The 17,500-nt window shown below is 71.7% G+C and carries 19 protein-coding genes; 10 read left to right on the forward strand and 9 right to left on the reverse strand.

Translation table 11 applies throughout. From position 1 onward, the window contains the following. The first annotated feature begins 4 nt into the window (after positions 1 to 4). The 5 genes from EDF28_RS16725 (at position 5) to EDF28_RS16745 (ending at position 4,988) form a co-directional block, all read left to right on the forward strand. Complete coding sequence (locus EDF28_RS16725; protein ID WP_123939084.1) at positions 5 to 1,024, forward strand: glycosyl hydrolase family 18 protein; 1,020 nt, start codon at positions 5 to 7, stop codon at positions 1,022 to 1,024. A gap of 136 nt (positions 1,025 to 1,160) precedes the next feature. After that, positions 1,161 to 2,024 carry an alpha/beta fold hydrolase gene (locus tag EDF28_RS16730; protein WP_260155064.1) on the forward strand — a complete coding sequence of 288 codons (864 nt, stop codon included), beginning with the start codon at positions 1,161 to 1,163 and terminating at the stop codon, positions 2,022 to 2,024. After that, on the forward strand, positions 2,017 to 2,625 hold the full coding sequence (locus EDF28_RS16735) for a TetR/AcrR family transcriptional regulator (RefSeq protein WP_123939086.1): 609 nt from the start codon (positions 2,017 to 2,019) through the stop codon (positions 2,623 to 2,625). The genes EDF28_RS16730 and EDF28_RS16735 overlap by 8 nt, the downstream gene beginning before the upstream one ends. Positions 2,626 to 2,718: 93 nt before the next feature. Beyond that, a complete protein-coding gene (locus EDF28_RS16740) occupies positions 2,719 to 4,431 on the forward strand; it encodes a putative Ig domain-containing protein (protein ID WP_123939087.1) in 1,713 nt (570 codons plus the stop codon). 65 nt (positions 4,432 to 4,496) lie between these two features. Continuing rightward, positions 4,497 to 4,988 carry a VanZ family protein gene (locus EDF28_RS16745; protein ID WP_123939088.1) on the forward strand — a complete coding sequence of 164 codons (492 nt, stop codon included), beginning with the start codon at positions 4,497 to 4,499 and terminating at the stop codon, positions 4,986 to 4,988. Positions 4,989 to 5,036: 48 nt separating this feature from the next. Here the strand turns inward: EDF28_RS16745 and EDF28_RS19620 are convergent, their stop codons facing one another. The 4 genes from EDF28_RS19620 to EDF28_RS16760 form a co-directional block, all read right to left on the reverse strand. After that, positions 5,037 to 5,393, reverse strand: coding sequence for a GntR family transcriptional regulator (locus EDF28_RS19620; RefSeq protein ID WP_243649836.1), 357 nt, complete (start codon positions 5,391 to 5,393; stop codon positions 5,037 to 5,039). Beyond that, positions 5,390 to 6,313: a hypothetical protein gene (locus EDF28_RS19625; protein ID WP_260155065.1), complete on the reverse strand. Its 924-nt coding sequence runs from the start codon at positions 6,311 to 6,313 to the stop codon at positions 5,390 to 5,392. Before EDF28_RS19625 ends, EDF28_RS19620 begins: the two co-directional genes overlap by 4 nt. A gap of 92 nt (positions 6,314 to 6,405) precedes the next feature. Further along, a complete protein-coding gene (locus tag EDF28_RS16755) occupies positions 6,406 to 7,668 on the reverse strand; it encodes an MFS transporter (RefSeq protein WP_185094278.1) in 1,263 nt (420 codons plus the stop codon). Positions 7,669 to 7,827: 159 nt separating this feature from the next. Beyond that, the gene (locus tag EDF28_RS16760) at positions 7,828 to 8,460 is read right to left on the reverse strand and encodes an SGNH/GDSL hydrolase family protein (protein WP_260155073.1); all 633 of its coding nucleotides are present in this window, start codon (positions 8,458 to 8,460) and stop codon (positions 7,828 to 7,830) included. On the opposite strand from EDF28_RS16760, the gene EDF28_RS16765 reads away from it, so the two are divergent. From EDF28_RS16765 to EDF28_RS16775, 3 genes are read left to right on the forward strand one after another with little or no spacing between them, the layout of a single operon-like run. Then, on the forward strand, positions 8,360 to 8,782 hold the full coding sequence (locus EDF28_RS16765; protein ID WP_123939091.1) for a hypothetical protein: 423 nt from the start codon (positions 8,360 to 8,362) through the stop codon (positions 8,780 to 8,782). The two genes, EDF28_RS16760 and EDF28_RS16765, sit on opposite strands and share 101 nt — an antisense overlap. A gap of 38 nt (positions 8,783 to 8,820) precedes the next feature. After that, positions 8,821 to 9,756: a hypothetical protein gene (locus EDF28_RS16770; protein WP_123939092.1), complete on the forward strand. Its 936-nt coding sequence runs from the start codon at positions 8,821 to 8,823 to the stop codon at positions 9,754 to 9,756. Next, the gene (locus tag EDF28_RS16775) at positions 9,753 to 10,052 is read left to right on the forward strand and encodes a Dabb family protein (RefSeq protein WP_123294686.1); all 300 of its coding nucleotides are present in this window, start codon (positions 9,753 to 9,755) and stop codon (positions 10,050 to 10,052) included. Before EDF28_RS16770 ends, EDF28_RS16775 begins: the two co-directional genes overlap by 4 nt. Before the next feature lie 95 nt (positions 10,053 to 10,147). Here EDF28_RS16775 and EDF28_RS16780 read toward each other — a convergent pair whose 3' ends face one another. The 4 genes from EDF28_RS16780 to EDF28_RS16795 are packed head-to-tail and all read right to left on the reverse strand — an operon-like array spanning position 10,148 to position 13,848. Next, positions 10,148 to 11,161, reverse strand: a complete 1,014-nt coding sequence (locus tag EDF28_RS16780; RefSeq protein WP_123939093.1) for a sugar phosphate isomerase/epimerase — start codon at positions 11,159 to 11,161, stop codon at positions 10,148 to 10,150. Then, positions 11,158 to 12,342 (reverse strand): Gfo/Idh/MocA family protein, encoded by a 1,185-nt coding sequence (locus EDF28_RS16785; RefSeq protein ID WP_123939094.1) that lies wholly within the window; start codon positions 12,340 to 12,342, stop codon positions 11,158 to 11,160. Before EDF28_RS16785 ends, EDF28_RS16780 begins: the two co-directional genes overlap by 4 nt. Beyond that, complete coding sequence (locus EDF28_RS16790; RefSeq protein ID WP_123939095.1) at positions 12,339 to 12,803, reverse strand: heme-degrading domain-containing protein; 465 nt, start codon at positions 12,801 to 12,803, stop codon at positions 12,339 to 12,341. The genes EDF28_RS16785 and EDF28_RS16790 overlap by 4 nt, the downstream gene beginning before the upstream one ends. 13 nt (positions 12,804 to 12,816) lie before the next feature. Then, entirely contained in the window at positions 12,817 to 13,848 is a 1,032-nt protein-coding gene (locus tag EDF28_RS16795) for a Gfo/Idh/MocA family protein (RefSeq protein WP_123939096.1), read from the reverse strand. A 164-nt stretch (positions 13,849 to 14,012) separates the two neighbouring features. Between EDF28_RS16795 and EDF28_RS16800 the strand changes: the two genes are divergently transcribed. Further along, positions 14,013 to 15,275, forward strand: a complete 1,263-nt coding sequence (locus EDF28_RS16800) for an MFS transporter (protein WP_123939097.1) — start codon at positions 14,013 to 14,015, stop codon at positions 15,273 to 15,275. A gap of 80 nt (positions 15,276 to 15,355) precedes the next feature. On the opposite strand, the gene EDF28_RS16805 is transcribed toward EDF28_RS16800, so the two are convergent. After that, on the reverse strand, positions 15,356 to 16,396 hold the full coding sequence (locus EDF28_RS16805) for a LacI family DNA-binding transcriptional regulator (RefSeq protein ID WP_221182576.1): 1,041 nt from the start codon (positions 16,394 to 16,396) through the stop codon (positions 15,356 to 15,358). Between the two features lie 72 nt (positions 16,397 to 16,468). Between EDF28_RS16805 and EDF28_RS16810 the strand changes: the two genes are divergently transcribed. Continuing rightward, positions 16,469 to 17,500: a Gfo/Idh/MocA family protein gene (locus EDF28_RS16810; RefSeq protein ID WP_123340599.1), complete on the forward strand. Its 1,032-nt coding sequence runs from the start codon at positions 16,469 to 16,471 to the stop codon at positions 17,498 to 17,500.

The raw sequence follows: 17,500 nt of genomic DNA on the forward strand, positions 1-17,500 counted from the left end.
GAGCGTGATCACCAGGCCGCGTTCCGCCCTCCTCGCCGCTGTCCTGACCGCGGGCCTCGTCCTGACCGGCTGCACCGGCCCCGCGAACGCCGAGTCCGGCACACCCGACTGGTTCGACGTCACGGGCTTCCAGCCAGAGGGGGCGGACCCCGCGCTGATCGACGCCAACGCATCGGCGATGGACGTCGTCGGCGTCGACGGGCTGCTGCTGAGCCGGACCGGCACGCGCGTCAGCACCCCCTCCCGCGAGGCGAGGACGCAACGCAACCGGGCGCACGCCAGCGGGCTCGAGGCGCAGCTGCTCGTCAGCAACTACGCCGACGGCGACTTCAGCGAGCCGATCGCCCGGAGGATGCTCCGGTCCCCCGCCAACCGGTCCCACGTCGTCCGCGCGCTCGCGACCGACGTGCGATCCGGCGGGTGGGACTCGGTCATGATCGACCTCGAGGCGTTGACCGCAGCCGACACGGCGGGGTTGACGGCCTTCGCGCGGGAGCTCCGTGCGGCGGTCGGCGACGACGTCCGGCTCGACATCGCCCTGTCGGCGTCGACGACCGCGGCCGGGTACGCGCGCATGGGGTACGACGTCCGCGCACTCCGCGCTCCGCTGGACCACCTCACACTGATGGCCTACGACCAGCACGGCCCGTGGGAGCCGGACGCACCGGGGCCGGTCGGGTCGTTGCCCTGGGCGTCGAAGTCCGCCAGGGCGCTCGCCACCCTCGCGCCCGCCGACCAGATCGTGCTCGGCGTCGCCGGGTACGGCTACCACTGGAAGGGGCCGCGACCGGCGGGGCAGCTGTCCGACGACCAGGCCCGTCGTCGCGTCCGGAAGGCCGGCATCACCCCGACCTGGAACGCGACAGCGGGCGAGTGGACGGCGACCCTGCCCAGCGACGAGGTGCTCTGGTGGTCCGACGCGCGGTCGCTGCGCGAGCGCGTGGCCCTCGCCGAGCGGCTCGGCCTGACCGGGGTCGCCGTCTGGTCCCTGGACCTGTCGGACGCGCTGGACACGGTGCACTGACGGCGACCGACGAGCGGACGGGAGGCCCGGTGCGGGCCCGCCACGGGCCTCCCGTCCGCCGCCGCACGACGCAACTGCCGTGGCGGGCTTGACAGCGTCGGCTAATGGTCTTAGCTTCTAGCTAACACACTTAGCCATGGAGGCAGTCATGCTCGAACACCTGCGCACCGACGAAGGCACCATCGCGTACGACGTCAGCGGCGACGGACCGCTCGTCGTCCTCGCACACGGCATGGGCGACAGCCGGCACGCCTACCGGTTCCTGGTCCCCGAACTCGTCGCCGCCGGCTACCGGGTGGCGAACGTCGACATCCGCGGGTGTGGCGACTCGAGCACGGGATGGGCGTCGTACCAGCGCGCCGACATCGCTCGCGACCTGGTCGCCGTCGTCCGGCACCTCGGCGGCCCCGCGGTCATCGTCGGGCAGTCGATCAGCGGCGGGGCGGCCACCATCGCCGCCGCCGATGCCCCCGACGTCGTCACCGGCATCGTCGAGCTGGCACCGTTCACGCGGAAGCAGTCGTTCGACCTCGGCGGCCTGCTCCGGAACCGCCACCACCGCGCCGGCACGCTCCAGCTCGCCAAAGTGATGACGACCGGGAGCCTGACCGGCTGGCTGGCCTACCTGGACCTCGCCGTGCCGACGAAGCCGACCGACTGGACCGAGGAACTGGGCCGCATCGAGTCGACGCTGCAGCAGCCGGAGCGGATGGCGGTGCTGCGCGCGATGACGAAGACCTCGCCCGCCGACGCCGGTGCACGGCTGGCGGACGTGCGGTGCCCCGTCCTGGTGATCGAGGGCAGCGCCGACCCGGACTGGGCCGTCCCGCGTGCCGAGGGCGAGCGGGTCCTGGCCGACCTGCCCGACGGGCTCGGCGAGCTGGCCGCCATCGACGGTGCCGGCCACTACCCGCACACCGAGAGCCCGACCGAGGTCCTCGCACTCGTGCTCCCCTTCCTCGGCCGCACGCTCGCGCCGGTCGGCGGCCACCGTGGCTAGGGCAGGACTCGACCCCGCCGCCGTCACCACCGCCGCGGCGGGGCTGGCCGACGAGATCGGGCTCGCACGGCTGAGCATGAGCGTCGTCGCCGAACGGCTCGGCGTGAAGTCGCCGTCGCTGTACAAGCACGTCGACGGACTCACCGACCTGACCCGCCGGATCGCGATCCTCGCCGCGAACGAACTCGGCGACGACCTGCGCGACGCGATGCAGGGGCTCGCCGGGCGCGATGCCGTCGAGGCGGCCGCGCAGACCGTCCGCCGGTACGTGCAGCGGCACCCCGGTCGGTACGAGGCGACGGTCGGGATCCGTCCCACCGGGCCGGACGACCCGTTGGCCGTCGCCCTGGAGCGCACCCTCGCCTCGTTCGCAGCGGCGCTGCGCGGCTACGGGCTCGACCCCGCCGACGAGGTGCACGCGCTCCGCCTGCTGCGCAGTGTCCTGCACGGCTTCGCGACCATCGAGACGTCCGGTGGGTTCCAGATGCGCACCGACGTCGATGCGAGCTTCGAGTGGATCATCGCGTTCCTCGACCGGGGGTTCTGCGCGACGACCGCCGCCCCCAGTCATGGTCACGATCCGGACTCCCCGTCGGTCTGAAGCGGTCCCAGGCCCTACGATCCGAGGACGCCTGAGCTTTCTCGGCTGATCCACACGATCCGGCACCCGACCGGACACGATCCAGGGGGACCCGTGCGCCACAGCGCCTCCACCGTCCGACGCGCCTGCGCCGTCGGCACCACCGCAGCCCTCGTCGCGCTGACCACGGGCCTCGGCCTCGTGACCGCGACGGCCGCCCACGCCGAGCCGGCGAGCGACCCGGCGGCGTCGACCGCGACGTCCGCTCCCGCGGCGACCGACGCCCAGGCGTCGACCGCTTCGCCGACTGCGGATCCGTCCGAGCCGGCCGCTGCGGAGCCGTCCGCCCCGACGTCCGCGACGCCGTCGCCCGATGCTGCGCCGACGACCACCGAGCCGTCGAGCGACGCCTCGACGCCCACGGCGTCCGAACCGGACCCCACAGCCGCCGCCCATCCCTCCGCCGCAGTGCCCACCGCCACGCCGTCACCGACCTCGGCGCCGACCGCGCAGCAGGCCGTCGACCCCGCCGTCACCATCACCGGCGACACGGAGGTCGGTTCCGTGCTCACCGCCGTCCCCGTCGGCTTCGACGAGGACGGGGCGTTCCGGTACGTCTGGACCCAGGCCGGTTCCACCACGGTCCTGGCGACGAGCGGCTCGTACACGATCGATGCGGCGCAGGCCGGGGAACGGGTGTCGGTCCAGGTCACCGGTGCCCTGCCCGACGGATCGACGGCGACCGTGACGGCGACCTCGGCCCCCGTCACGCAGGACCCGGTGTTCGTCGACGCCGCGGGCACGCCGATCGCCGAAGGGGCAGACGCCGGAGACCCGCTCGCCCTCGAGACGACCGCTGGCGACCCGTTCTCGTACACCTTCCGGGCGCAGGGCTCCCCCGCCCCGACGTACGCGCTCGCCTGGTACGACGGCGACGACGACGGCGACGTCGTCATGACGAAGTCGCAGGCAGCAGCACTCTCCGCGGGCACCGCCAGCGACTCCGGCTGGACGATCGGGTTCGGGTTCCAACCGGACGACACGGACGAGGAGTTCGGTCCGGACATCCAGCTGCCCGACGGCATCACCTTCGACGCCGCCACCGGTGAGCTGAGCGGCACCGCCACGACGGCGTCCTGGTACCAGTTCGCGATCACGGCCACGAGCGGTACCGAGTCGGTCACGCAGTACGTCGAGCTGACCGTCGACCCGGCCGCCGCGTACGGCGTCCAGGTCTTCACCCTCGACGCGGCGTCGATCGACGCGCCGAAGAAGACGATGTGGATCATCGGCACGGACGGCACCGTCCTGACCGTGAAGCTCACCATCGACGAGGACGGCTCCTTCGGGGGTCTCGACGTCGTGGACGGTGGACGTCCGACCGTCGCGCAGGGCGGAACACTCGTCGTCTCCGGCAACCTGGTCGACCGCTTCGGGAACCCGATCGACCCCGCCGACGCGGACGGCAACCCCGTCTGGACGCCGATCGTCAGCTCGGACGTCGCCAGTGACGTGATCGCGCCGTACACCGAGTTCGACGCCGAGAGCGCTGTCGGCGTCACCTTCCCGCACGCCTCGACGCACACCCTGACCGTCGGCGGCGAGGGGCTGCAGAGCACCTCGTTCTCGGTCGACGTGCGCCCCACCGTGCCGACGGTGTCGACCGAACCGACGGTCGCCGTCGGGGGGACGACCCCGACCACGGGGCAGCTCGCCTACACCGGTTCGGACGCCACCGGCGCCCTGCCGTGGGCGGTCGGCCTCGTCCTGGTCGGCGCCGGCCTGATCGGCGCACGCGCAGTGCGCCGTCGTCGCGCCGCGCTCTGATCCGACACCCCTGAGGGACGGGAGGCCTGGTGCCAGCTGGCACCGGGCCTCCCGTCCGGAGATCCATGCTCTCGACCCTGCTCATCGAAGTACCGTGGCTCGCGTTCGGCGTGCTGATCGCGGTCATCGTCGTCGCGCCCGTCGTGGGCGTCTGGCTGGCGCGCCTGCCGCGGCTCACCGCCGTGCTGTTCGGCCTCGCCGTGGTCGTGGCGCTCGCGCTCACCATGTCTCCCGACGGCGCTCCCCGGTCCGACGTCACCTGCAACGTCGGGCTGCCGTACCTGGCGCCGACCGCGGTCGAGTCGACGGCCAACGTGCTGTTGTTCGTGCCGGTCGCGTTCCTGGCCGGGGTGCGGTGGCGGCGCCCGGTCCTCGCGGCCGTCGGCGCCAGCGCGTTCTCCGTCCTCATCGAGGTCGTCCAGGCGGTCCTCCCCGTGATCGGTCGGGCGTGCGACACGAGCGACTGGATCACGAACACCATCGGCGCCGTGGTCGGTGGGGCACTCGCCGCCGTCGGCGTGCTGTGGGCACGTCGGCGCGTGGCGCGGGTCAGCTGACCCGGGCGAGGGAGCAGCCCGAAGGCACGGCGCACCGTGTCGGCACCGTCAGCGCCGACGTCCTTCCCACATCGACGCGACGGTCGCCAGGAGCGCGTCGAGTCCGACGTCGCCCCGCACCGATTCGACCATCTGCGCGACACTCGCGACGACTGCATCGGACACTGCCTGCGTCTCACGGACCGTGGTCCCGCGCCCGCGGCCGGTGGCGATCAAGCCGTCTGCCTCGAGCTGCTGGTAGGCCCGCGCGACCGTCCCCGGGGCGACGCGGAGGTCGCCGGCGAGCTGTCTGATCGACGGGAGCCGCTCGTGGGCCGTGAGCTCACCGGACCGGATCGCGTCGGCCAGCTGCTTGCGGACCTGCTCGAACGGTGGCGTCGGGTCATCGGCGCTGAGGGTGATCACGCGGCGACCGCCCCCGTCGCGATCAGGCGGGCTGCCGTCACGGCTCGGACGACCGCCGCGACGGCCGTGACGACGCCCGCGAACGCGACGACGACTCCAGCCAGGACCACGACCATCCCCAGCCGCGCCACCACCGTTGCGGCCCCTCCGGCCAGACCGGAGTCGAGGTGCAGCGCGTTCATCAACGGCAGACCGGCCGCCGAGAGGAAGACCGCCGCGGTCAGGAGTGCAGCGGCAGTCCCGACCAGTGCGACGACCTGCCCCGCACGCTGGCGCAGCGCTCCGTCCGCTGCATCGAGATCCGGCCAGGCCGCCGCCGGGGTCACCGCGATCCGCCAGAGCGACGCCCACACCCCGGCCGAGAGCAGCGCGATGCCGAGGAGCGCCGGAAGGCCGAAGTACCAGCCGGGGAAGAGGTAGGGCCCGTCGCCGGCGGGGCACTGCATCGGGAACACGCTCGTGCACAGCCACCGCCCGTCCGGCGCGGGAGCCGATCCGAGCCCCGCAACCAGGACGATGCCGACGGCACATCCGACCGCCCACCAGAGACGCCGCCACTGCTGCGGAAGCAGGGCACTCCGTGCGGACCGTACGTGCAACGACGCGGAGCGGTGCGCCGTCGCGCCGTCGATCGCGACGGCGGGGATCGCGGCGAAGACGAGGAGTGCGACCCCTGCGCCGGCGCTGGGCCCCACGAAGAACGACACGCCTTGCAGCGCTCGTGCGTTCGTCCCCGCGACCGCACAGGCGACGAACACGGCCAAGCCGACGACGAGGCTCACGACCACCCGGACCAGGAGTGCCCGCTGCGCCACCACCACCGCTGCGCCTCGTTCACTCGACGAGGACCGGCGGAGCCGGAGCCATCCGGCCAGCCCACCGACTGCGAGTGCTGCGACCAGCACTCCTGCGAATCCCACGACGTACTCCATGACCCCTCCAATGTACTGTCCAGAAGGTACAAGCCGGAGCGCCTCTGTGTCAACAGCTCGGTACAAGTTCTTCCGGGCCCTCAGCTGTCTGCGTCACCCGGTGAGGCGATCTGCACCCGGGCAGGCAGGCAGTTCACGGCCGCGCGCCAGCTCCACGCCGCCCCCGCGAACACCAGCACCGTGATCACCCAGAGCAGCCACGGCACATCGGTGTCGAGCAGTCCGAGACCGAGCGGGAAGAGAGCCATCCCGATCGAACTCGCGGTCTGGAACACGCCGATCGCGCGACCCCGCACGCGCGGATGCGGAGCCTCGGCCATGACGGCGTTGGCGGCCGGCAACGCGATCATGTCCGCCGCTGCGAGCAGTACCCCAACGACGGCGACGTAGGACCAAGCCACGGCACCGTCCAGCGGCGGGAGGACGATGAGCGGAAGCGCGGTCAGCGCAGTGAGCAGGGCGCCGACCGCGACCAAGGTCCCGCGCCGGAACCCGACGACCCACCGCGTGACCGAGGTCTGGAAGACGGCACAGAGCGCGGTGGCGATGGCGAACTGCATGGGTGCCACCGCCAGCGGCATGTGCCACTGCTGGACGAACAACACACTGAGGGCGACGTTCGGGAGGACCATCGCCGGGCCGATGAGGAACTGCCCGAGGGTGATGAGTCGCATCGAGCGGTCCGCGAAGAACTCCCGGATCGTGCCGGACGACTCGTCCGCACCGCGTGGCGGCTGCGGGTGACGTGCCCGTTCGCCGGTTCGTTGTGTGGCGAAGACGACCGCCGCCGCGACACTCGTGACCACGTTCGCGAGGATGAGCCAGCGGAGTCCGTCCTGCCCCTGCGCGAGCGTGACCGCCGCGAGGATCGCCCCTGAGCCGAGGGCTGCCGCCTTGATCGCTTCGAGGAACGCGAACCACCGTTCGAACGGTCGCCCGTCCGCGAGGTCGTGGACGTAGGCAGTCCACGACGTCCAGTACAGGCGCTCGGACGCGTTGGCGAGGAAGATCGCGACGAACACCAAGACCGGGTCGTGCGCGATCAGGTAGACCGCGAAGCCCGCGGCGGACATCAGGTTGTTGACGATCATCGACACCTTCGCGCCGAGGCGATCAGTCACCACCCCGCCCAGGAGACCGATCGGCAGCGCGACGAGGGATGCCGCCGTCGACAGCAGACCGATGACCGTGAGCGGTAGGTCGGTGGTGAGGGTGAAGTAGACGATCGTCAGCGGCAGCGTCAGGCCGGCGCCGACAGTGTCGATGAGCACCGCGAACGTGACGAAGCGGTGTTCGGAGAGTGCTGAGCGTGCAGCCCGGAGTCGGGCAGAGGCGAAGAACACGAAGGATCCCAGGAGTCATCGCGACGCAGAGCCGTCGCGGGCGTGCAGAAGGATCGCGAGCGGGTCGCTCGCGATGCGATTGCCTGCGCGGGTGCGCTGGCTCAGTTCTGCGTTGCCATGACTCCGGTGTGATGGTCGGACGTGCGCCGTCCGATCAGGCTAGCCCTTCGCACCCTCCACGGCGATGTGGATGGCCTGCTGCATACGGACCGCGACCTTCTTCGACATCGCGACCGTCGGGTGGACACCGTCGTACGTACGGCTCGACGGCCATCCACCGTTCAGCTGCCGGTCCGCCGCCCACGGGTCGACGAACAGGTAGCCGTGGGTGAGTGCGTAGTTCTGCAGGTCACGGTTGAGGATCTCGCCCTGCTTGCGACGGTCGATGCGCTTCTTGCCGTACTTCGTGATGTTGGACGGAGCGATCGCGGCGATGACGACGTGCCGGGCGCCGATCTTCGTCACGATCTTGCCGATGTTCTGCTGGATGCTCTTGCTGCTGTAGGCGTACCGGAGGTCGTTCGTGCCGGCCATCACGACCAGGACGTCAGCGTCCTTCGCCGACGACCGGGTCAGGATCCGCGGCGTCGTGGCACCGCCGATGGCCGTGCCGCCGATGTTCGTGAGCGTCTTGTCGTTCATCTGCCGCATCCACGAGCCGTCCATCGCGGTCAGCGAGTCCCCGGCGTAGGTGACGGAGATCGTCGACGGCGTGGGCTTCGGCGTCGCGCTGGGCTTCGGGGTCGCCGTGGGCTTCGGAGTAGCCGTGGGTTTCGGGGATGCCGTCGGCACCGCGGGCGCGGACGGCGTGACGGGAACCGGGGTCGAGGCGGTCGGCTCGGAGGTCGGGGCCGGCGCGTCCGTCGCGGTCGGCGTGGCGGTCGGCGTCGCGATCGGTGCCTCGACGGCGGTGGCGGTGTTCGGGATCGCGGCGAGCAATGCTCCGGCGATGACGACGACCGAGGTGGTGGCGGCGATGAAGGGCAGGCGGGAAGGGCGCGGGGAGTGCGGCAACGTGAGCTTTCGTCTAGGTACGATCCCCTTCACCTTATTGGAAGCGAGGACATGTCATCATCCCCAACGCGGGGGGTGGATCACGATCCACATCGGCTAGGGTTGTCACGAGCCAACATTCACTGCGGAAGGTGTGTCATGCCCCTCGACGATGAAGCCCCGGGTCGCGTGCTCGCACCGGGCCAGACCTGCCGGATCCGGATCTGGCACCGAGCCGATCGCAGCGTGACCACCGTGCACGAGTCCGCCGAGCGGCTCTACGAAGCGCCGAACTGGACCACCGACGGCCGTCTCGTGCTGAACGGCGACGGGGTCCTCTGGACGATGCCGGCCGACGGCGCCGCAGCTCCGGAGCACGTCGCGATCGAGGGCGTCCCGCCCCTGAACAACGACCACGTGCTCGATCCCGACGGCGTCACCGTGCACGTCAGCGCGAACGACTTCCACATCTGGAGTGCCCCGCTCGCCGGCGGCGCAGCGACCCGGGTCACCGCGGACGACGGCGGTCTGCACTTCCTGCACGGCGTCAGCCCCGACGGCTCCGAGCTCGCCTACGTCCGGCTCGACCCGTCCGGTGACGCCGTCTGGGCCTCGGGCACAATCCGGGTGATGGGCGTCGACGGCAGCTCGGACCGCGCCGTGACGACGGACCCCTCCGCGGCCGACGGCCCGGAGTGGACGCCCGACGGCGCGTGGATCCTGTTCAACACCGAGCAGTTCGAGTCCGCACCGGGGCACGCGCAGATCGCCCGGGTCCGACCGGACGGCACCGGGATCGAGCAGCTCACGGTCGACGAGCACGTCAACTGGTTCCCGCACCCCGCCCCGACCGACGACGCCGCCGTCTACCTGTCCTTCCCGCCCGGCACCGAGGGGCACCCGGCCGACGAGCGCGTGCGGTTGCGCCTCGTCACCGGTGACGGATCCGTCAGCGCCTGGGGACCCGAGGTCTGGCAGGCAGCCGAGACCATCGTCGAGCTCGACGGCGGGCAGGGCACCCTCAACGTCAACGGGTGGGCTCCCGACGGGTCCGCCTTCGCCTTCGTCGACTACCCCACCGGAGAACCCGCATGATCGTCCACACCGTCTGCTTCACGCTCGTCCACGCCGCCGGCTCCCCGCACGAGGCAGCGTTCCTCGAGACCGCCCGCGACACCCTGCCGGCGATCCCCGGCGTGCAGGACTTCACGGTGTCCCGCCAGGTGTCCACACAGAGCGACTTCCGGTTCCAGTTCTCGATGGCGTTCGCCGACCAGGACACCTACTCGGCGTACGACGCACACCCCGCGCACCAGCGCTTCGTCGCCACCCGTTGGGCGGACGAGGTCGCATCGTTCCAGGAGTTCGACTTCGTCCCCCTGCCCGCCTGAGCGAGTGCGGGTCGCGAACGCGACCAGGTGACGGACGGGAGGCTCGGTGCCAGCTGGAACCGGGCCTCCCGTCCGTCACGCGGTGACCACCACCGCTACTGGTTACTGAAGGCGGCGTCGAACGCAGCCTTCGGCTGCGGCCAGAGCAGGGAGCGGACGAACGCGGCCGCCTCCGCGGCGCCGTGCAGGCGGTCCATGCCAGCGTCCTCCCACTCCACGGAGATCGGGCCGGCGTAGCCGATGTGCCGGAGCGCGCGGAACGCGTCCTCCCAGGGGATGTCCCCGTGCCCGGTCGAGACGAAGTCCCATCCGCGGCGTGGATCGCCCCACGGCAGGTGGGATCCGAGGATGCCCTGCCGGCCCGACGCGGAACGGATGCGGGTGTCCTTGCAGTCGACGTGGTGGATGCGGTCCGCGAAGTCGGTGATGAAGCCGACGGTGTCGATGCCCTGCCACGCCATGTGCGACGGGTCCCAGTTGAACCCGAAGGCCGAGCGGTGGTCGATCGCCTCGAGGGCACGCACGCTCGTCCAGTGGTCGTACGCGATCTCGGACGGGTGGACCTCGTGGGCGAACCGGACACCCTCGGCCTCGAACACGTCGAGGATCGGGTTCCACCGGTCCGCGAAGTCCTGGTAGCCGGCGTCGATGACGTCCTGCCCGACGGGCGGGAACATCGCGACGTACTGCCAGATGCTCGATCCGGTGAACCCGACGACGGTGTCGACACCCATCTTCCGGGCCACGCGGGCCGCACGCTGCATGTCGGCGGCGGCGCGCTGCCGGACGCCCTCGCCGTCACCGTCGCCCCACACGGTGTCGCGCAGGATCGCGCGGTGGCGGAAGTCGATCGGGTCGTCGCAGACGGCTTGCCCTGCGAGGTGGTTCGAGATCGCCCACACCCCGAGGCCGTGGCGGTCGAGGACCTCGAGCCGGCTCCGGAGGTAGGCGTCGTCCTCGTCCGCGCGGGCGAGGTCGAGGTGGTCGCCGGACGCTGCGATCTCGAGACCGTCGTAGCCCCACTCCGCGGCCAGGCGGGCGACCTCCTCGAAGGGCAGGTCGGCCCACTGCCCGGTGAACAGGGTGACGGGGTTGGTGGTGGTGCTCATCGTTCCTCCGTGCTGGTGCTCGTCCACCGTCCGGTCGCGGCTCCGCGCAGGACGGCGTCGACGACCTCGAGGGAGCGGACACCGTCCTCGACGGTGGGGAGTCCCTCGGGTGTCTCGCCACGGACCGCGGCGTAGGTGTCGGCGCAGAACGCCGCGAAGGCGTCCGTCCAGCCCTGCGGGTGCCCGGCCGGTGTCCGGTTGAGCCGCGCCTGGCCGGCGGAGACGGATCCTTCGGCACGGTGCACCGTCGTGGAGCCGTGCTCGCCGCCGAACCACACGGACTCGGGGTGCTCCTGGTCGAACACGGCAGACCCCTGCGAGCCGTCGACCTCGATCCACAGGCGGTTCTTCCGGCCGGCGGCGACCTGCGAGACGACGGTGTTGGCCAGGGTGCCGTCGGCGGTGGCGAAGGTCACGACGGCGGTGTCCTCGGTGCGGACCGGGACGGTGCCGGTGCCGGTTTCGGCGCTGGTGCCGGTTCCGGTTCCGGTTCCGGTTCCGGTTCCGGGTCCGGGTCCGCCGAACGATGCGCCGGCGGAGGTGGGGTCGGGGCGCTCGGCGTAGGCGATCGACGTCCGGGCGGTCAACTCCGTGAACCTCGTTCCGGTGATGAACTCGGCCAGGTCGGTCCAGTGCGTCCCGATGTCCGCGAACGCCCGCGACGGACCGCCCCGCTCCGGGTCGACCCGCCACGTCGAGGCGTCCGGCGACACCATCCAGTCCTGCAGGTACGAGCCGTGCACGGTCAGCACCCGGCCGAGCGTGCCCGCGGCGACCCGGGCACGGAGCTCCCGGACCATCGGGTGGTACCGGTACACGTACGGGACCGTGCTCACCGTGCCGGCGGCGCGCACGGCATCGGCGAGCCGTCGGCCCTCCGAGAGCGTCATCGCGACCGGCTTCTCGACGACGGTGTGCAGCCCGGCCGCCGTGGCGGCCAGGGCGTAGTCGACGTGGGTGTCGTTCGGCGTGCAGACGTGCACGACGTCCAGCCGATCCGCGACCAGTTCGTCGACGGACGCGTACCCGGTCGGCACGCCCCACCGTTCGGCGGCCTGCCGGGATCGCGACGCCGACGAGCCGAGCACCCCGCCGACGACCGCGCCGGCGTCACGGGCCGCCCGGACGTGCGCGTCCGCGATCATGCCCGTCCCGATCACGGCGACGCGGAGTGCGATCACCGGCGTCCCTCGAGGAACGCACGGAGCCCGGCGACGACGAGGTCGTGGTCCTCCGTCGAGGACAGGCCGGAGGCCGTCGCGGCCGCGACCACACCGGCACCGCGGACCCGGATCGGGAACGACCCTCCGGTCACGGCGTACTCGGCGCCGAGCCACCCGATCGCCGCGGGATCGACCCCGGCGGCGGACAGCCGGGCGTCGACGAGGGCACTCGACTGCTCCATCCGGAGCACGACCGCGGCCTTGCGGCCGATCCAGACGTGCTGGTCCGGGGTGATGCCCGGGGTCGCCGCGCGGAACAGGCCGAGGCCGGGACGACGGATGTCGATGCCGACGGCGTGGCCGGCCTCGTGGGCGATGCCGCGGATCAGGGAGCCCAGCTCCCAGGCGTCGTCGTGGGTGAAGGCGTCGAGCACGAGGTCGCGCTCCTGCTGTTCGAGGGTGGTGATGAGGTCGGACATCGTCGTCTCCTGCTCAGCCCGCGGCGATCTGCGCGCGGGCGGTGTCGACGGTCTCGAGGATCGAGATCGTCTCGTCGAGGGTGTGCAGCGGGGACTCCGTCCGCCCCTCGCCGACGAAGCGTGCCAGGGCGGTGGCTTCCCAGGCCAGGGCGGCGAAGCCCCGCAGTGGTGTCGGGTCCTGCCAGTGCAGGACGGGCGAACCGTGCGCTGCTGCCGAGATCGTGAAGGTCGTCGGGTTGTAGAACGGTCCGGCGAAGTCGATCGTGCCCTCGGTGCCGGCGATCGACGCGGTGGTGGGCGTGCGGGCGGCGATGGTCGTGTGCAGGACGGCCTGGGCGGCGCCGTGTTCGAGGACGAGCGAGCCGGAGGCGTCGACGCCGGACTCGGTCATCCGGCCTCGTGCCGTGACGCGGTCCGGGGTGCCGAGCACCATCGACGCGAACTGCACGGCGTAGATGCCGAGGTCGAGCAGCGCTCCCCCGCCGAGCTCCGGACGGAACAGCCGGTGGTCCGGGCCGAACGGGATCGCCTGACCGTGGTCGGCGAGCACGCTGCGCACCTCGCCGAGCGCTCCGTCCGCCAGCAGGGTCCGGAGCACCGAGGCCTGCGGCAGATACCGGCTCCACATGCCCTCCATCGCGAGCACCCCGGCGGCGCGTGCGGCGTCGGCGACGGTGCGGGCCTCGGCAGCCGTGACGGTGAAGGGCTTCTCGATGAGCACGTGCTTGCCGGCGGCGATCGCTGCCAGGGCCACCGCGGCGTGCTCACTCTGCGGTGTCGCGATGTAGACCACGTCGACGTCGGGCCGGGCGACGAGGGCGTCGACACCCTCCACGGCTGCCTCGATCCCGTGCTCGGCGGCGAACGCGGATGCGCGGGGCAGTGACCGGGACGCGACGGCGACGATGCGCTGGGCGGTCGAAGCGCGCACCGCGGTGGCGAACTCGCCGGCGATCCAGCCGGGGCCCACGATCCCCCAGCCGAGGGACGGCTCACCGGACGCCGTCGTGAAGAGCTCGGGTTCGGGCAGGGCGGTGGGGATCATCGTGCTCCAGTGCTCTCGGTTCCGTGGTTCGTCGTCGGGCGGTGGCATTTGCGCTTGGCACGAGATAACATCGCCGACGTCGTCAGGTTAGCACGAGCCAAACGCGCGTCACCGATGACCGGGTTTCCGACCGGACGACGTGCACACGACCCGAGGAGGAGTCGATGTCGACAAGGCTGCCGGCGCACCCGTTCACCACCGCCACCCCGACCAACCACGTCAGCAACTGGTACCTGACCGCCCTCGGACTGGCACAGTTCGGCATCTACGTGGCGATCTTGTCGCCGGTCTACGTCAGCATGCAACTGAAGGCCCAGGCGCTGAACCCCGACGACCCCGCCTCGGTGATCGCCGTCGCGCTGCCGCTCGGATCGCTCGGCGCGATCTTCGGCAACCCGCTGTTCGGCGCCCTGAGTGATCGAACCCGGACGCGGTGGGGGCGCCGCCGCCCGTGGCTACTCGGCGGCATCCTGGTGCTGCTCGGCGGACTCGCCATGGTGGCGTACTCGCCGAACGTCGGCATGCTCACCGTGGCGTGGATCATCTGCCAGCTCGGGTCGAACGCCGCCTACTCGGCCATGATGGCCAGCTGGGCGGACAACGTGCCCGAGCTGCAACGCGGCCGCGCCTCGAGCGTGATCGGGCTGGCGCAGAACCTGGCCGTGCTCGCCGGCACGTACGCCGCCGTCCTGCTGGTCGAGAACCTGCCGCTGCTGTTCATCTTGCCCGGCATCCTCGGCGTGCTCTGCGTGCTGGTGTACGCGTTCGTCACCCCCGACCGCATCCCCGAGGTCCGACCGAAGCCGTTCTCGTGGCTCACGATCGTGCAGACCTTCTGGACGAACCCGATCACGCACCGCGACTACGGACTGGCGTGGTGGTCGCGGTTCCTGATCATCCTCGCCACGTTCCTGTTCACGACGTTCCGGCTGTTCTACATGCAGGACCACCTCGGCATGACCGCGCAACGCGCCACCTCGGCAGTGGCGTTCGGTGTCCTCCTCTACACGATCGCACTCATGATCGGCACGGCGTTCTCGGGCTGGCTGTCCGACCGGCTGCGGCGCCGCAAGGTGTTCGTCGGCGGCTCGACCCTGCTCTTCGGCGTGGGCCTCGTCGTGCTCGTCTACGCGCAGGACGTCACCGTGTTCTACGTCGCCGAGGTGATCATGGGCTTCGCCTACGGCATCTACGTGGCCGTCGACAACGCCCTGGTGGTCGACGTCCTGCCCGACAAGGACAAGCCCGGCAAGGACCTCGGCGTCATGAACATCGCGAACTCCCTGCCGCAGTCGTTCGCGCCGGCACTCGGTGCCTTGCTGCTCGGGGTCGGCGCTGGTGACAACTACCCGGTGCTGCTCTGGGGCGCCGGCATCGTGGCACTCGTCGGCGCACTCGTCGTGATCCCGATCCGCAGCGTGCGCTGAGCGGCAGCGACCCCGACCCGGAACGACGTGGTCGACGTCGCACGACGTCCACCACGTCGTTCCGGGTCAACGCTCGACGCTCAGCGCTCGGCAGGACCCGTCGACGCGCGCACCACGAACCCGGTCGGTGTCGCGACACGACGTCGCTCCCCACCGTTCCCCGAGGTCCGGTCGAGGACGGCAGCCAGCGCCGCGTCGACCGTCGCCTCGACGTCCTGGTGCACCGACGTCAAGCGGTGGTAGCTGAGCGACGCGAGGTAGCTGTCGTCGAAGCCGACCACCGACACCCGTCCCGGCACGTCGACACCGTGCTGCGCGAAGACGGCGAGCAGGCCGGTGGCGCACTGGTCACCGCAGCAGACCACGGCGGTGGGCAGGGTGTCGCGGGCGACGAGCGTGCGGGCGGCCGCGGCGCCATCCTCTTCGCTGAAGCCGCTGGGGACGACGTCGGTCTCGGCTGCGAGTCCGACGCCCTGCATCGCGGCACGGTACGCGGTCGCACGATCGAGGCCGACCAGCCCGTCCTCGCCACCGACGTAGGCGATGCGGCGGTGACCGAGACCGATCAGGTGCTCGACCGCGGCGCGGAGCCCACCGGTCTCGTCCACGTGCACGTTGTCGGCGTAGGGGGCGTCCGTCCACTCGCCGAGGAGCACGACCGGCACGAGGCGACTCGCCTCCTCGAGCGCGGTCGCGTCGGGGTCGGGGTTGAACACGACGAGGGCCTCGACGCGTTCGCCGAGCAGGTCGGCCACCACCTGGTCCGTCGAGCGCTCGGCACCGGCGGGGCCGAGGGCGACGCCGAAGCCCTGCTCGGCGGCACGGGCGAAGAGCCGTTCGACGAACCGGACCTGGAACGGGTTGCGCATGCTGAAGACCGCGCCGATGAGCCGCGTGCGGCCCTCGCGGAGCAGCCGGGCCGAGGTGTGCGGGCGGTAGCCGAGCTCGGCCGCCGCCGCGAGGATCCGGTCGCGGGACTCCGCGCTGGGTCCGGGCGCACCGCGGAGCACGAGCGAGACGAGCTGCCGGGACATCCCGACGTGCTCGGCGACGTCGCGCATCGTCGGCAGGCGGCCGCCGGTGGGGCGCCGCTCCGGCAGGTCGTCGGTCCCCGTCGTCACCCGGCCAGTCTGGCACGTGCGAAGGACGCGTAGGCTGCGATGGCACGAGCCAATCCCTGCGAGAGGACGACGATGACCCTGACGCTGCCCACCCCGGTGCTGCCCGACCCCGACGCCGTTCCGGCCCTGCGGTGGGGCGTGATCGGCACTGGCATCGCCGGCAAGTTCGTCACCGCGATCCACCGGCACACGCCGCAGCGGGTGATCGCCGTGACCGCCCGTGATGCTGCGAAGACCGCACGGTTCGCGAAGGAGCACGGTATCGACCGGACCGTGCCGAGTGTCGAGGCGCTCGTGACCGACCCCGAGGTCAACGTCGTCTACGTCGCCACCCCGCACCCGCTGCACCGCGAGCAGGCCCTCGCTGCGATCGCCGCCGGCAAGCACGTCCTGATCGAGAAGCCGATCGCGATGTCCGCTGCCGAGGCGCAGGAGATCACCGGTGCGGGACGGGCCGCCGGTGTGCTCGTCATGGAGGCGATGTGGACGCGGTACCTGCCGCAGTCGGACATCATGCGGCGACTGCTCACCGACGGCACGATCGGCACCGTCCGGCTCGTGACCGCCGACTTCGGGTTCGTGATGCCGTACGACCCGGGGCACCGCCTGTGGGCGCCGGAGCTCGGCGGCGGCGCGCTGCTGGACGCCGGCGTCTACCCGATCTCGTTCGCCGCCTCGGTGCTCGGCTCCCCGGACCGCGTGCTGGTCGAAGGGGCGAGCGGTCCGGGCGGCGTCGACGTGCGCGCCGACCTGCTGCTCTCGTACGCGGGCGGAGCCCGGTCGATGTTGTCGACGTCGCTCGAGACCGCGCTGCCCGTGCGAGCCTCGGTCGTCGGCACCGAGGGACGCATCGACGTCGGCAGCCCGTTCTTCGGGCCCTCGTCGATCACCGCGGTTCGTGGGAACTTCGCGGCGTCGGAGTCCGCGACCTGGACGGACCAGCGACTCGAGGTGCTGCATGACGGGCTCGCCTACCAGGCCACCGCACTCGCGTCCTTCGCAGCCGAGGGGCGGATCGAGTCGCCGGTGCACACGCACGACGATGTCGTCGGCGTGATGCGGGTCATCGACACGGCCCGGGCAGCGATCGCTGCGGCCCCGTGA

It is taken from the genome of Curtobacterium sp. PhB137, assembly GCF_003814955.1.
Classification (GTDB): Bacteria; Actinomycetota; Actinomycetes; order Actinomycetales; family Microbacteriaceae; genus Curtobacterium.